Raw genomic sequence first — 14,329 nt, 5'->3', positions numbered from 1 at the left:
TGTCAAATAAAGAAACCAAACTCAAAAACACATTCTACAACTTCTACAGATCAACAAAAATACCTCAAAAATAGGGTTTCTACAGAGCCTTTATTTTATAAAATTTACTTTTTTTTATATCATAACTTTTTTATATCTTCGAAATTAATTACTAAATAATAGATTTTTTTAAAATAGAATAAAGATAATATTTTAAGGTTTTTTTTATTTAATCAATGAAAAAAAATTGAAATTTAAAATATGTTTATTAAATAATTTTAGGATGATGATTAGAAAATGGTAAAGATTACATTAGGTCTTCCAAAAGGAAGTTTAAATAATATTAAAAGAGGAAATACTTATCAATTATTTGTAGATGCAGGTTATGAAATGAAAGGATATGAACCTGAGGATGAATCCTTTGAAATACAAATTGTTAATGATGAAGATATTAAAGCATTTTTAACTAGACCTCAAAGTTCACCTGTAGAGTTAAATCGTGGAATGGTGGATTTAGCTATTGTTGGTGAAGATTGGGTAAAGGAAGAATCTGTATTAAGTGATAATGATATAACTAAACTTGGAGATTTAGATTATGGTCAAACACGTTTAATAATGGCTGTGCCAAATGATTCTCCCTATGAAAATTTAACAGATTTTTTCAGAAAAAATAAAAATAGAGACACTCCAATATTATGTTTTACAGAATATCCAAATTTAACACGTAAATTCATGATGCAAAATAATGGATATCAAGAAATTTATGGAGATACTGTACCACTTGTACAAGTTAGAGGATTAAAAGATGGCAATAATGATAAAGTTCAAGTTATTAATAGTGATGGAGCAACAGAAGTTTACATAGCTAAAGGTGCAGATTTAATAGTTGATAACACTCAAACAGGAAACTCTCTTAAAAAAGCAGGATTAAAAGAATTAGAAACAATTCTTCACTCTTCTGCAGGTTTATATGCTGGAGTATCATGTACAGGGGAAAAAATGGAAAAAGCTCAATTAATTTTTGATCAATTATATGGAGCTATCCTTGCACGAAAATACTTTGATGTTAAATTTAATATTAATAATGATATTGTTAAAGAATTAACAGATTATTTAATTGAAAATAAATTATGTTCAGATGAACCAACAATTAATAAAGGATCTACATACTCTCAGGTTAATGTTTTAATTCCGAAAGGAAAATTCCCTGAAATGTTATATGAAATTAAAAAATATGGTGCATCAAGTATTATTAGAAGTGATGTAAAACAGTATGTTAAATAAATTTATTAAATAATTTTTTAACTTTATATCTTATTTTTTTAACTTTTTCTAACTTTTTTACATATTTTTAGTAAATTTAAATCAATATCTTTTTATATAAATTTTAATAAATTATAATTATTCATAAAAAATCATTATAAATTATCATTATATTTTTTTGGGTGTTAAAAAAAATGTTAACTTCTGTACAAAAAGAAATCTTACAAAATTTAATTAATTTATATCAAACTTCTAATGGAAAATCTATTAAAGGGGAAGATATTGCTGATGTTATGAGTCGAAATCCTGGTACTATTCGTAACCAAATGCAATCTTTACGTAGTTTAGGTTTAGTAAAAGGTGTTCCGGGCCCAAGAGGGGGGTATAAACCTACAATTGAAGCGTATCAAACATTAAACATTACTGTTTCTGATGAAGATTCTTTTAAAGTCCCAATGTTTAAAGATGGGAATAAATTAGAAGGATTATCTGTTGCTAAAATAGAATTTACAAGTGTTCCACACCCCGGAGAATGTGAAGCAGCAATAAAAATTTTAGGAAATATTAAAGATTTAACTCTAGGAGATATTATAACAATAGGACCAACACCAGTAAATAATTTAGGGGTTATGGGAGAAATTGTTGGAAGAGACGATATGGATAATTTAATACTATTAGACACAACAACAATTAGAAGTATACCTAAAAATGCTATTGAAGATATAGCTACTACAAATTTAATAAGTTTAAAAAGTCAAGATAGTATTCGTGAAGCAGCCAAAATATTAACCATGAATGATATTGAAGGAGCACCAATAATAGAAAATAATTGTGCAATAGGAATGTTAACATTAACAGATATTGTTGAATCATTAGCAGAAAATAGGGAAAACTTAAAAGTTCAAGATATAATGAGTAATGAAGTCATAACAGTAAACAGTAAAATGAAAATAGCAAATGCTGTTGAAATTATGTATAAAAAACATGTAGGAAGATTAATACTTGTTGATGAAGATAAAATACCAACTGGAATTGTAACACGCACAGATTTAATAGAACAAATCACAAATTTAAAAAATTTCCCAATAATGGATTCTATAAAATCTTAAAATCCCCTTTTTTGGTTTTAAATCAAATTTATCTTTTTTTTAATAAAACTTATTTAACATAATAAATAAATATTATATTAATTATTAATTCTTTTTTTTAAAATTTTATAATAAAATATTAATAAAAAAAGTAAAATTTTTAAACATATATTTTCCTTAAAATAAAATTTACAAAATAAATAATAAATAAATGATTTTTATGAGAATAGAACGAACTAAAGTTAATCAAATGAATATTAAAAAAGATATGAAAGTATCTGAACTCATGGAAGAATTTGAAAACTGTGGAGTATTAGGATCTGGAAGAGTAGCAAGAGCTTCAGATTTACTTGCAGCAATGATAAATGAAGAAGACATGAATATTTTTATGAGTATGGCAGGGCCACAAGTACCTGGGGGAATGCGAAACATTATATCATACATGATAAAACATGAATATATTAATGTATTAGTTACAAGTGGAGCAAATATAACTCATGATTTATTAGAATCATTTGGAGGAAGACATTACAGAGACTTTGGGGATGATGATGAAGCATTAAACAAAGCAGGGATAGGACGAATTGCTGATGTTTACACTCAAAATGATGATTTTGAAATATTTGAAACAGAAATCAATAAAATCTTTGGTAAACTTAGTGAAAAATTAGATAATCCTAAAGATAAAGGGATAATTTCAATTAACACATTATTACATGAAATAGGATTAATAATAGATGATGAAAATAGTATTCTCCATCAAGCAGCAATACATAATGTAGATATATTTGCACCAGGAATTGTAGATAGTATGCTTGGATTACAATTATGGATGTTTACACAAGATCATAATCTAATTTTAGATGTTGTAAAAGATATGCATCATTTTTCAGATTTAGTATTTGAATCTCCAGAAATTGGGGGAATTTTCCTTGGAGGAGGAGTTCCAAAACATTATACTATGGCATCAACTTTACTTAAAGGAGGATTAGATGCAGCTATACAAATAACTATGGATCGTCCTGAAGCTGGAAGTTTAAGTGGTGCTCCTTTAGAAGAAGCTAAAAGTTGGTCTAAAGCTAAATGTGGTTCAAACTTAGCTAATGTCGTAGGAGATGCAACTATTATCTTTCCATTGATTTTTGCTGCTGCATTAGATAAAATTGAATAAAATAATGTTTAAAGAATAATATTTTTGAGGGAAAAAATTCATGACTCCGATTTTACTAGCAGCATCTTATGCATTATCTGGATTTTTTATGAAATTTAGTGATGATGAATTTGATGAGAAAAATAATAAAATATTAGCAGTTATATTAGGTATAATTTGTGGATTATTCGCAGCTTATGCTACTGTTACAAATATAAATGCTGCTTACATTTTTATAGGGATACTTATTGGTAATCTTTTAGGTTTAAAAGTGGATGGTGTTCATCATATAGCCACACTTTTAACTTTCTTAATTATTGTAGCCATAATTGGTATTCCGGGAATTAATGGTTTTATTTTATTGGCTTGTATTTTAGGTGCTTGGATTGATGAATTAGGTAATGATAATCCTAAAGTTTATTCTAAAGGTAAATTCTTTGAGTATTTCTTTGATTATCGTTTTTCAATGAAAGTTGTAATTTTACTCTTAGCAATTTTTGGGTATCTTCAATTAATTAGTTTTGTTTATTTCTTACTTTTTGAAATATTTTATGAATTTGCACGTAAATTATTTGAAAAATATTTAATATAAAAAAAGGATTTTATTAATGAGAAATATTTAATATAAAAAAAGGATTTTATTAATGAGAAATATTTAATATGTATTTTTCTCATTTTTTTTTATTTTGTAGATTTTATTATATCTTCTGTTGCTTTTTTTGGATTTTCAGATTCATAAATGGATCTTCCAACAATTATAGCATTTGCATATTTTAATGTTTTTTTAGCTTCTCCACCTTGTTTTCCTACACCTGGGGATATTATGGATGAATCTTTTCCAACTATTTCTCTGATTTTTTTTAAACGATTTATTCGTGTTGCTGGTGCTACATAATTTTTTATTCCCATTTCCACTCCCATTTTTGCTATTTCATCTGCATCTTTTTGGAGGAATCTTTTTGCTCCGGGATGTGACATTTCTGTAAGTAAAAATAGGTCTTTGTTGTATTCATTTGCTTTGTCTTGGCATGCTTTTACACTGTCTTCTCCTACGAATCCGTGTGTTATTATTCCGTCTGCACCATTTTTGAATGTTTGTTCTGCTATTTTTGAATTAGTTGCTGGTATATCCGCTACTTTATAATCGCATATTATTTGGTAGTTGTAATTTTCTTTGAATATTTTTATTGTTTGTATTCCTTCTGCTAATGTTAGGGGGTATCCTATTTTTATTGTGTCTATTTGGTTTCCTATTGTTTCGCATACTTTTTCTGCTTTTTGGAGTTCCATTATGTCCATTGCTAATATTAGGTTGTTTTTTATTTTCATATTTTTTTATCCTTTTTTGTTTTTATTGTTTGTTTTTTCTAGTTTATTATTTTTTTTAGTAAATTATAAATATTAAAATTTACTTAATTTAATTCAAGAAGTTTTTATTAATTTAACTTTATTATTTTCATATTTATTTGAAATTTTTAGAAAGGCTTAAATAGGGTTTTGGATAAAATAATATTTATAAAGTTAAATTTAATTTAATCAATTTAACTTTAATAAATTTTTACTTTAAAACTTTTTTAAAAAAAACAATAAAATTATGGGGATAGATATTAAATGCATATTATGGAAGGATTTCTCCCGCCACTTTGGTGTTTATTTTGGTATATACTAATGATACCAGTAGTAGCATGGGGATTAATACAAATTAAAAGAACATTTGAAAAAACTCCAGAATCAAAAGCATTACTTGCAGTTTCAGGAGCATTTATGTTTGTACTATCATCACTTAAAATGCCATCCGTAACAGGAAGCTGTTCACATCCATGTGGGAATGGATTAGGAGCAGCACTATTCGGACCAGCAGCAACAAGTGTACTCGCAGTAATCGTACTACTTTTCCAAGCTATCATCTTAGCACATGGAGGATTAACAACTTTAGGGGCAAATTGTTTCTCAATGGGAATAGTAGGACCATTCGTAGCATGGGCAGTATATAAGGCAATCAATAAAACAAAAGCTGGATCACTAGTTGCAATATTCTTTGCAGCATTCTTTGGTGATTTATTAACTTATGTAACAACCGCTGTACAATTATCAGCTGCATTTCCAATACCATCATTCACAGCTGCATTTGTAAAATTCTTTGCAATATTTGCAGTAACTCAAATACCATTAGCAATAGCAGAAGGTATTTTAACAGTTGTAATATGGGATATGTTAAAGAAAAATAAACCAAAACTCATGGAAAAACTTGGTGCATTAACATCAAAAGAAGCTGAAGAAGCTCAAGTTGAAGCATTAGAAGATGATAAAGGATCTGCTATATAAACTTGGAGGTTTGTTAATTAATGAAAACAAAAATGTATATAATATTATTAATATTAGTTGCAATCATTGTAATGATACCCTTAGCAATGTATAGTGGATTAGGTGAAGACCAAGGTTATTTCGGCGGATCTGATGATGCTGGAGCAACTGCAATAAAATCAACTGGTTACACACCATGGTTCAGTTCAATGTGGGAACCACCAAGTGGGGAAATACAAAGTTTACTCTTCTGTGTTCAAACTGCTATAGGAACTATAATTATAGGTTATTTCTTCGGTTATTGGAGAGCACAAAGAAAATACAATATTAAAGAATAATGGAATTTTATTAATAGATTTAAATAAATCTATTAAATAATTTTTTTTAAAAAATTAAAATAAAAAAAGGTAAAGATGAGAACATGACATTGAATATAGATTATATTGCACAAACAAATCGCTTACGTGATGTAAACTCAAATCTTAAAATAGTATTATCTATAGGGATAATGTTAATCTCTTTAATTAGCCAAAATATTCCATTGGAAATTTGTGTAATAATCTTAGCAGCAATTGGAATTATGGGTGTAGCTCGTGTTAAACCTAGTATTTATTTAAAATTCATAGCGATACCATTTGCTTTCACAAGTATTACTTGTGTATTTTTATTGTTCTTCTTTGGAGTAGGTCCTGTTATATGGGATAGTGGAATTTGGGGAATAGTAATTCGCCAAGATGCATATAACCTTGCTGTTTTAACTTTCTTTAGAGTATTTGCATGTTTCTCATGTTTAGGGTTCATGTCACTTACAACACCAATAAATGATTTTTTACATGCTTTAGCTAAAGTTCATGTACCTAAAATATTTATAGAATTATCCATGTTAATGTATAATATTATATTTATATTCTTAGAAGAAGTTGAAACAATGAGAAATGCTCAAAAATCAAGATTAGGATTTAATGGTTATATGAATTCTTTCAAATCTCTTGGAAGTATTATTGCAAATCTTTTCTTTAAATCATTAGAAAAAGCAGAATCATTACAAAGAACTTTGGAATCTCGGGGTTATAATGGTGAAATACCAATTTATGAACCTAGTAAATAAAGGTTAGAGGAGTTAAAAAAAATAATGTTAGAAGCAAATCATATAGTTTATAAATATGAAGATGGTACTAAAGCTTTAAATGATGTAACTGTTAAAGTCAATGATAATGAAATAGTTGCATTACTTGGTAAGAATGGTGCTGGAAAATCTACTCTTTTTTTACACTTTAATGGAATTTTTAAACCTGATAAAGGGGAAGTATTAGTTGAGGGTAAACCAATTAAATATAATAATAAAGGTTTACTTGATGTTAGATCTAAAGTAGGTGTTGTTTTTCAAAATCCTGATGATCAACTTTTTGCACCAACAGTTCAAGAGGATGTGGCTTTTGGTCCTTTAAATTTAGGACTTTCTCAAGAAGAAGTGGAAAATCGTGTTAAAGAATCCTTAAAAAAAGTGGGGATGTCTGGATTTGAACGTAAACCTCCACATCATTTAAGTGGTGGTCAAAAGAAGCGCGTGGCTATAGCTGGTGTTTTAGCTATGAAACCTAAAATCATGGTTTTAGATGAACCTACTAGTGGTTTAGATCCTAAAGGTGCTTCACAAGTTTTAAAATTATTATATAAATTAAATAGTGAAGGTATATCTATTATTATTTCTACTCATGATGTGGATTTAGTTCCTTTATATGCAAATCGTCTTTATGTGATTAAAGAAGGTCAAATTATTAAGGAAGGTACTCCTAGTGAAGTTTTCAGTGATGTAAAAACTATTAGAGGTGCTAATTTACGTTTACCTCGTATTGCTCATTTAGCTGAAATTTTAGAAAAGGAAGATTCTATAGATTTTGAAGGGGAATATCCTTTAACTATTAGTCAAGCTAGAAATCAATTCTTAGAAAAATTAGATTTATAATTATTATAGAAAATTTGTATTAAGTAAAGGTTTTCCTAAATTGTTATGATTTGGGATTTTTTAATACAAGTTAAGTAATACTTAGTATATAAATGAATTTAAAAAAAGTATTATTATATTTTTTTTCTAGCTATAGTAATACTAAGTATATAAAGAAATTCAAAAAAAGTAATACAATTTATTACAGGGAGAAAAAAAATGAATATAAATAAAGAGGATATGAGCCTAGAAAAATTAAATGAATTATTAGCAGGATTAAAAATGACTATAATTTCAGGAATATTCTTAGCTATAAGTTTAGTTTTCATGGTATTTCATATTCAATCACCAATAGATCCAGCATGGGGTGCAGTAATAATAAGTGGTTTTCCTTTAATATATCTTGCACTAATTAGAGTAATAAAAGAAAAATTTGTATCATCTGCATTACTTATAACAGTTGCAATGATTGCAAGTATAGGTATAGGTCAAATATTTGCTGCAGGAGAAGTAGCATTTATAATGTCTTTAGGTGCACTATTAGAAGATTATACAGTAGATCGTGCTCAAAATGGTTTAAAAAACTTAATAAATTTAACCCCACAAAAAGGTAGAAAAATAATACAAACAAATAATGGAAATTTTAAAGAAGAAATAGTAAATGTTAATGAAATTAACTTAAAAGATACTTTAAGAGTATTACCTGGTGAAGTAATACCCGTCGATGGAGTAATAACAAAAGGAAATACTTCTCTGGACCAATCTATTATGACTGGGGAATCTTTACCAATTGATAAAAAACCTGGGGATGAAGTATTTTGTGGAACTATGAATTTATATGGTAGTATTGATATGGAAACTACTAGTCGTGGAGAAGATTCTAGTTTACAAAAATTAATAGACATGGTGAAAGATGCTGAAAATAAACAAGCACCAACCCAAAGAATTGCAGATAAATGGGCAACATGGTTAGTGCCAGTAGCATTACTAATTGCTATATGTGCATTCATATTTACTGGTGATATAAATCGTGCAGTGACTGTTTTAGTAGTATTTTGTCCTTGTGCATTAATACTTGCCACACCAACAAGTATTATGGCTGCAATTGGTCAAGCAACAAAATATGGTGTAATTATAAAATCTGGTGAAGCATTAGAAAATCTTGGAAAAACCAATATTATAGCATTTGATAAAACAGGAACATTAACATATGGAGATTTAAAAGTATCAGATGTGATAAGTAAAAAAGAAAACTTAAGTAATGAGCAATTACTTAAGATAACTGCAAGTTGTGAGAAAAGAAGTGAACATCCACTAGCTAAAGCATTAATAAAATATACTGAAGAAAATAATATAAAATTTGATGATTGTGAAGATTTCCAAATGATACCTGGAAAAGGAGTAAAATCTAAAATAGATCAAGAAGAAATATTTTGTGGAAACTTAAACTTCATAAAAGAAAATAATATAAATACTAATGGGTTAAATGAAACATTAAAATATTTAAATAATGAAGGTAAAGCAAATATAATTGTTGCAAATGAAAATGAAATATTAGGTATTATAGCATTATCCGATATTTTATGTGAAGATGCAAAAGAAATGATTAAAAATTTAGAAGAATTAAACACTAAAGTAATTCTTTTAACTGGAGACAATATACAAGCAGCAAATTATTTTTCTAAACAAGTAGGTATAAGTAATGTTCATGCAGAATTATTACCTGAAGATAAAGTAAAACAAATACAAAAAATCAAAGATAATAATGAAATGGTTGCAATGATTGGTGATGGTGTAAATGATGCTCCTGCATTAAAAACAGCTAATATTAGTGTTGCTATGGCTAAAATGGGTAGTGATATTGCAATTGAAGCTGCAGATGTAGCATTACTTGGTGATGATATTGAAAAAATCCCATATCTTAAGAAATTATCTAATGCCACATTATATAATATACATTTCAATATTACTTTAAGTATGTGTATAAATGCAGTTGCTATATTCTGTAGTGTAATGGGTTGGTTAAACCCAGTAACTGGTGCACTTGTTCATAACATTGGATCATGTGTTGTTATTGCTAATGCAGGATTTTTATATGATCGTAAATTTGATGATAATATTAAAAAATATAATCCTAATGAACCAGTTAAAAACAATGAAATTTTAACCCATTCACATGATAAAGGTAATCTTAATCATTCTCATAAAAATTTAGATTTAGGGGAAGTAATTACTTTTAATGGTTCATCACATACACATAAACATATGCATTAAATATTTTTTCTTTTATACTAATTTCTTTCTCCTTTTTTTATTTTATTCTACTTCCACAAACTACTCTTTTTTCATTGTAAAGTTTTTTATATTACAAAATTCATATCTAATATTAATATATATTATAATATTATATCATTTTTTCATAAAATAAATTATAAAAGGTGGAATAAAACATTGCTTAAAATAGGAGTTTGTGAAACAACATTTGCACGTTTTGAAATGGGGGCTGCTGCAATAGATGAATTAAAAAAATATGCTTCAGATATAAAAATAATTCATTCAGTTGTACCTGGTGTAAAAGACTTACCTGTGGCTTCTAAAAAATTAATAGAAGAAGAAGATTGTGAAATTGTAATGGCTCTTGGAATGCCGGGTCCAATGGAAAAAGACAAAATGTGTGCACATGAAGCATCTACAGGTTTAATCAGAGCACAATTAATGACAAATAAACATATATTGGAAGTTTTTGTACATGAAGATGAAGAAGATAATGAAAAAGATTTAAAAATACTTGCAGAAACACGAGCAAGAGAACATGCACAAAACTTAATAAAAATGATGTTTAAACCAAAACAATTTTCAAAAGAAGCAGGAAAAGGTAAAAGAGAAGGTAAACCTGATGCAGGTCCTTTATAATATTTTTTGATTTTCATGACAAACACACAAGCGCAAACTAAAACAAATTATGAAGATACTGACGGTGTATACATAGTTGTACCTGCATTTAATGAAGAAAAAACAGTAAGTGAAGTTATAGAAAAAATTTCAAAAAAAGGATATCATGTAGTAGTAGTTAATGATGGATCTGTTGATACGACTTTAAAATGTGCAAAAGAAAGTCAAATAAAATATCCAAATAATATTATTATAGTGTCCCATGTAATAAACAGAGGTTTAGGAGCAGCATTAAAAACTGGAATGAATACAGCTTTAAAACATAATGCTAAATATATTGTGACATTTGATGCAGATGGACAACATGAAGTTGAAGATATAAAAAAAGTATGTTTTCCATTAAAACAAGGTCAAGTTGAAGCAGTAATAGGTGCAAGACCTTTTGAAGATATGCCTAGAAGTAAAAATTTTGCAAATACAATGATGAATTTACTTACATTAATATTTTATAGAGTTAAAGTAAAAGATTCACAATCAGGATTAAGAGCATTTTCAGCAGATGCTGCAAGTAAAATTGATGTAGTTTCCCAAGGTTATGGAGTATCTTCTGAATTCATTAAAGAGATAAAGTTAAATAAAATATCTGTAGGAGAAGTAACAATTACAACTATATACACTCCAGAAACACAAGAAAAAGGGACTAATTTAATGGTAGGACTAAAAATTATGTTCCAAATGATTTTAGATTTATTTAGATTTTAATAAAAAGATAGGTAGGTAAATACAATGCAACAATTATTATTATATCAAGTAATATTTTTAATTATAGCTATTGTAGCAGTTATTTTAATTTATCATAGATATACAAAAGAAAAAACTAGTCTTCCAACGTTTATATTATGGGCTATATTATGGGTTTTCCTTGTTCTGTTTGCATTTGTACCAAATACAATAGATTCTATAGCACATGTATTCGGTATAGCTACAGGTGCAAATTTATTATTCATAATAGCAATTTTAGGATGTTTTTACTTAATATTTAGATTATATATTAAAATTGATGATTTAAATCAAAATATTAATGATTTAGTGAGAGAATTAGCAATTAAAAATGAAATAATATTAGAAGATGAAAAAGATAAAAAGGAATAAAAAAATTTTTTAGGAAAATTAAAACATGATACTTTATTATAAAGGATGCACAGCCAGTGAAAAAATACCTGAAATAGCTGATGCAACAGAATATATACTTAAAAAAGCAGGTATAAAATACCATACTTTAGAAAATGAACCATGTTGTGGATCTGTATTATTACGAACAGGATTCCATGATGCTGCAATACAACAAATGAAAGAAAATATAAATTTTTTAAAAGATTATCAAAATGAAACAATACTCACATCTTGTGCTGGATGCTATAAAACTTTAAAAAATGATTATAAAGAAAAATTAAACACTGAGTTTAATGTTATTCATATATCACAATTATTAAATCAACTTATAAAAGAAGGAAAAATTAGTCCTGAAAAAAATGATATCAAAGTAACTTATCATGATCCATGCCATTTATGTCGTCATGCTGGAGAATCTGAAGCTCCTCGTGAAGTTATAAAAAGTAGTGCTGATTTAGTTGAAATGAAACATAATCGAGAAGATGCCCTATGTTGTGGGTCTGGTGGTGGAGTTAAATCTGCATATAATGATATGAGTAATGAAATAGCTAAAAATCGTATGAAAGAAGCAGAAGAATCTGGTGCAGAATTATTAGTAACAGCATGTCCATTCTGTAAATTAAACCTTAATGATAATTCAGATATGGAAGTATTAGATTTATCTGAATTTATTTGCACTAATCTAAAAAAACAAGAAGAAGAGGATATGTGATGAAAGAAAATGAATTAGAAACAATGAGAAAATCTTTCAAAACAGCAAATGATAGAACTAATCATATTATGAAAGAACCTAAATCTCTAGAATTAAAAGAAAAAGTTCAAAATATTAGGAAAGACAGTATAAATAATAATGAAGAATTATATAAAACTGCCTGTGAGTCATTTAAAAGAAATGGTATTGATTCATTTTTTGCTTCAACAATTGAAGATGCTCAAGATAAAATCGTAGATTTAATAAAAGAAAATGCTGAAGATGAAGATTTATCTGGGGTTACAGTTACTAAATCAAAATCTAATACATTAAGGGAAATTAAAATTGAGGATTGTTTAGATGAGTATGGTGTGAATTTTTTAGCTACAGATTTAGGTGATCGTATATTACAAATTAAAGAGGGATATAATATTCCAATTCATCCAACTTGTCCTGCGGCTCATTTAGATGTGCATGAAATTGCTAATGTGATTAATAATAGTGAAATGAATGTTCATGTTGAAGATGATGCTCATGAGATAATGCAGGCTGTTAAAAAAGATGTTTTAAATCAGATGAAGGATTCTGATGTTGGTATTTCTGGGGCTAATAGTATTGCTGCTGAAGATGGTTCTATAATTTTAATTCATAATGAAGGAAATATTAATCATGTGATTAGTAAAAAATTACATATTGTTGTTGCAGGTATTGATAAATTAGTTCCAAGTATTGAAGATGCAATAAGTGTAGCTAAATTAGAAACTATTTATGCTACTGGGAGTCATGTTACTTCTTATATGAATATTGTTTCTGGACCTTCAAAAACTGCTGATATTGAAAAGAAATTGTTTAAGAATATGTATGGTGCTGAAAAAGTTGTGGTTATATTTTTAGATAATGGTCGAAGTAAAGCTTTTAATGAATGTTTATGGTGTGTAGGTTGTGGAAATTGTGTTACAGTTTGCCCTGTTTATAATGTTATAGGTAGTGATTTTGGTTATGAAAATTATGTTGGTGGTCGTGGAGTAGCTTTCAGTGATTTTATTGGTGATCATGATACTAGTTTAAAGTCAGGATTGTTTAAATGTACTCTCTGTGGTATTTGCACTGAAAATTGTCCTGTTTCTTTACCTACTAATGCTATTATTGAACAATTAAGGGCTAATAATAATGATTTAGGTATTTTCCTTGAACCTCATAGTTTAATTAAGGATAAAATTAAAGACCATAATTCTCCTTTTTAATTTAATTTTTAACTCTTTTTAATTATTTGTTTTTTCAGTGTTTTTTTTAAATTTTTTTAGGTTTTTAAGTTTTAATAAAATAAGTATTATTAATTATTTATTTTTTATTATTTTATATTTTTTATAAAAAATAATATAAATATAATTAAGTTTAAACGAAAAATATACTAATAAATTTATATAAATTAAAAAAAAAGATATATTAACTTATATTATAAAAAAATATTAGATTTTGCAATATATTTTAATAGAAATTATCTTTGTTGTAACTTTCCCTATATGTTGTGCCATGTGTTTTAATGGCGTTGGTCTAAGTTTATTATGTATTTTACATTATGACTATGATGACTGCTTTTCCACATGTGGCTAGATATTATATTTATAAAATTGTATTAATCAAAATTTGATTATATACATGTTCGTGAGAACCTAATATTAATTATTATGGTTTGATGTTGGTTTTGTAGATGTGGTGATATTTGATTGTTATATCATAGTAACAATTAATTGTGTTATTACTCTGCTATTTTTTTATGTGTACTTCTTAACGTGACTAATAATGTTATAACGTATTTAGTTTACAATTTTTTTGTATTTTCT

The 14,329-nt window shown here is 27.1% G+C and carries 15 protein-coding genes; 14 read left to right on the top strand and 1 reads right to left on the bottom strand.

All coding sequences use genetic code 11. The annotated features are described in order from the left end of the window. Window positions 1-276 precede the first annotated feature (276 nt). From hisG to BP997_RS00060, 4 genes are all read left to right on the top strand, one after another. The gene (hisG, locus tag BP997_RS00075; RefSeq protein WP_413825950.1) at window positions 277-1,263 is read left to right on the top strand and encodes an ATP phosphoribosyltransferase; all 987 of its coding nucleotides are present in this window, start codon (window positions 277-279) and stop codon (window positions 1,261-1,263) included. Window positions 1,264-1,436: 173 nt separating this feature from the next. Continuing rightward, a complete protein-coding gene (locus BP997_RS00070; RefSeq protein ID WP_413825948.1) occupies window positions 1,437-2,351 on the top strand; it encodes a CBS domain-containing protein in 915 nt (304 codons plus the stop codon). 199 nt (window positions 2,352-2,550) lie between these two features. Beyond that, window positions 2,551-3,501: a deoxyhypusine synthase gene (locus BP997_RS00065; RefSeq protein WP_413825945.1), complete on the top strand. Its 951-nt coding sequence runs from the start codon at window positions 2,551-2,553 to the stop codon at window positions 3,499-3,501. 40 nt (window positions 3,502-3,541) lie between these two features. Continuing rightward, window positions 3,542-4,072 (top strand): hypothetical protein, encoded by a 531-nt coding sequence (locus BP997_RS00060; RefSeq protein WP_413825942.1) that lies wholly within the window; start codon window positions 3,542-3,544, stop codon window positions 4,070-4,072. Between the two features lie 89 nt (window positions 4,073-4,161). On the opposite strand, the gene pyrF is transcribed toward BP997_RS00060, so the two are convergent. Continuing rightward, a complete protein-coding gene (gene pyrF / locus BP997_RS00055) occupies window positions 4,162-4,809 on the bottom strand; it encodes an orotidine-5'-phosphate decarboxylase (RefSeq protein WP_413825940.1) in 648 nt (215 codons plus the stop codon). A gap of 282 nt (window positions 4,810-5,091) precedes the next feature. On the opposite strand from pyrF, the gene cbiM reads away from it, so the two are divergent. The 10 genes from cbiM to BP997_RS00005 all read left to right on the top strand — a co-directional run bounded on the left by cbiM (window position 5,092) and on the right by BP997_RS00005 (window position 13,729). Then, entirely contained in the window at window positions 5,092-5,805 is a 714-nt protein-coding gene (gene cbiM, locus BP997_RS00050) for a cobalt ECF transporter S component CbiM (protein ID WP_413825938.1), read from the top strand. Window positions 5,806-5,825: 20 nt separating this feature from the next. Continuing rightward, on the top strand, window positions 5,826-6,122 hold the full coding sequence (locus BP997_RS00045; RefSeq protein WP_413825936.1) for an energy-coupling factor ABC transporter substrate-binding protein: 297 nt from the start codon (window positions 5,826-5,828) through the stop codon (window positions 6,120-6,122). Between the two features lie 83 nt (window positions 6,123-6,205). Further along, complete coding sequence (cbiQ, locus tag BP997_RS00040) at window positions 6,206-6,892, top strand: cobalt ECF transporter T component CbiQ (protein ID WP_413825934.1); 687 nt, start codon at window positions 6,206-6,208, stop codon at window positions 6,890-6,892. A 24-nt stretch (window positions 6,893-6,916) separates the two neighbouring features. Further along, the gene (locus BP997_RS00035) at window positions 6,917-7,750 is read left to right on the top strand and encodes an ATP-binding cassette domain-containing protein (RefSeq protein ID WP_413825932.1); all 834 of its coding nucleotides are present in this window, start codon (window positions 6,917-6,919) and stop codon (window positions 7,748-7,750) included. A gap of 198 nt (window positions 7,751-7,948) precedes the next feature. After that, on the top strand, window positions 7,949-10,003 hold the full coding sequence (locus tag BP997_RS00030; protein ID WP_413825930.1) for a heavy metal translocating P-type ATPase: 2,055 nt from the start codon (window positions 7,949-7,951) through the stop codon (window positions 10,001-10,003). A 177-nt stretch (window positions 10,004-10,180) separates the two neighbouring features. Then, entirely contained in the window at window positions 10,181-10,642 is a 462-nt protein-coding gene (ribC, locus tag BP997_RS00025) for a riboflavin synthase (protein WP_409197672.1), read from the top strand. A gap of 15 nt (window positions 10,643-10,657) precedes the next feature. Continuing rightward, a complete protein-coding gene (locus BP997_RS00020) occupies window positions 10,658-11,383 on the top strand; it encodes a glycosyltransferase family 2 protein (protein WP_409197671.1) in 726 nt (241 codons plus the stop codon). A gap of 24 nt (window positions 11,384-11,407) precedes the next feature. After that, the gene (locus tag BP997_RS00015; RefSeq protein WP_413825927.1) at window positions 11,408-11,773 is read left to right on the top strand and encodes a DUF2304 domain-containing protein; all 366 of its coding nucleotides are present in this window, start codon (window positions 11,408-11,410) and stop codon (window positions 11,771-11,773) included. 25 nt (window positions 11,774-11,798) lie between these two features. Beyond that, entirely contained in the window at window positions 11,799-12,506 is a 708-nt protein-coding gene (locus tag BP997_RS00010) for a (Fe-S)-binding protein (RefSeq protein ID WP_409197669.1), read from the top strand. Beyond that, window positions 12,506-13,729, top strand: a complete 1,224-nt coding sequence (locus tag BP997_RS00005; RefSeq protein ID WP_413825925.1) for an LUD domain-containing protein — start codon at window positions 12,506-12,508, stop codon at window positions 13,727-13,729. The genes BP997_RS00010 and BP997_RS00005 overlap by 1 nt, the downstream gene beginning before the upstream one ends. Window positions 13,730-14,329 lie beyond the last annotated feature (600 nt).

Origin of the sequence: Methanobrevibacter sp. UBA412, assembly GCA_002495685.1 — an archaeon.
GTDB classification, from domain to species: Archaea; Methanobacteriota; Methanobacteria; order Methanobacteriales; family Methanobacteriaceae; genus Methanobrevibacter_A; species Methanobrevibacter_A acididurans.
The sequence above is the reverse complement of the archived record's forward strand: the minus strand, read 5'-3'. Positions and strand labels throughout refer to the sequence as shown.

Coding starts and splice junctions, on each gene's coding strand:
- cbiQ (WP_413825934.1), top strand. CDS start 6,206: ATGACATTGAATATAGATTATATTGCACAAACAAATCGCTTACGTGAT.
- hisG (WP_413825950.1), top strand. CDS start 277: ATGGTAAAGATTACATTAGGTCTTCCAAAAGGAAGTTTAAATAATATT.
- BP997_RS00005 (WP_413825925.1), top strand. CDS start 12,506: ATGAAAGAAAATGAATTAGAAACAATGAGAAAATCTTTCAAAACAGCA.
- BP997_RS00010 (WP_409197669.1), top strand. CDS start 11,799: ATGATACTTTATTATAAAGGATGCACAGCCAGTGAAAAAATACCTGAA.
- BP997_RS00015 (WP_413825927.1), top strand. CDS start 11,408: ATGCAACAATTATTATTATATCAAGTAATATTTTTAATTATAGCTATT.
- BP997_RS00065 (WP_413825945.1), top strand. CDS start 2,551: ATGAGAATAGAACGAACTAAAGTTAATCAAATGAATATTAAAAAAGAT.
- BP997_RS00060 (WP_413825942.1), top strand. CDS start 3,542: ATGACTCCGATTTTACTAGCAGCATCTTATGCATTATCTGGATTTTTT.
- BP997_RS00070 (WP_413825948.1), top strand. CDS start 1,437: ATGTTAACTTCTGTACAAAAAGAAATCTTACAAAATTTAATTAATTTA.
- BP997_RS00035 (WP_413825932.1), top strand. CDS start 6,917: ATGTTAGAAGCAAATCATATAGTTTATAAATATGAAGATGGTACTAAA.
- BP997_RS00030 (WP_413825930.1), top strand. CDS start 7,949: ATGAATATAAATAAAGAGGATATGAGCCTAGAAAAATTAAATGAATTA.
- pyrF (WP_413825940.1), bottom strand. CDS start 4,809: ATGAAAATAAAAAACAACCTAATATTAGCAATGGACATAATGGAACTC.
- BP997_RS00045 (WP_413825936.1), top strand. CDS start 5,826: ATGAAAACAAAAATGTATATAATATTATTAATATTAGTTGCAATCATT.
- cbiM (WP_413825938.1), top strand. CDS start 5,092: ATGCATATTATGGAAGGATTTCTCCCGCCACTTTGGTGTTTATTTTGG.
- BP997_RS00020 (WP_409197671.1), top strand. CDS start 10,658: ATGACAAACACACAAGCGCAAACTAAAACAAATTATGAAGATACTGAC.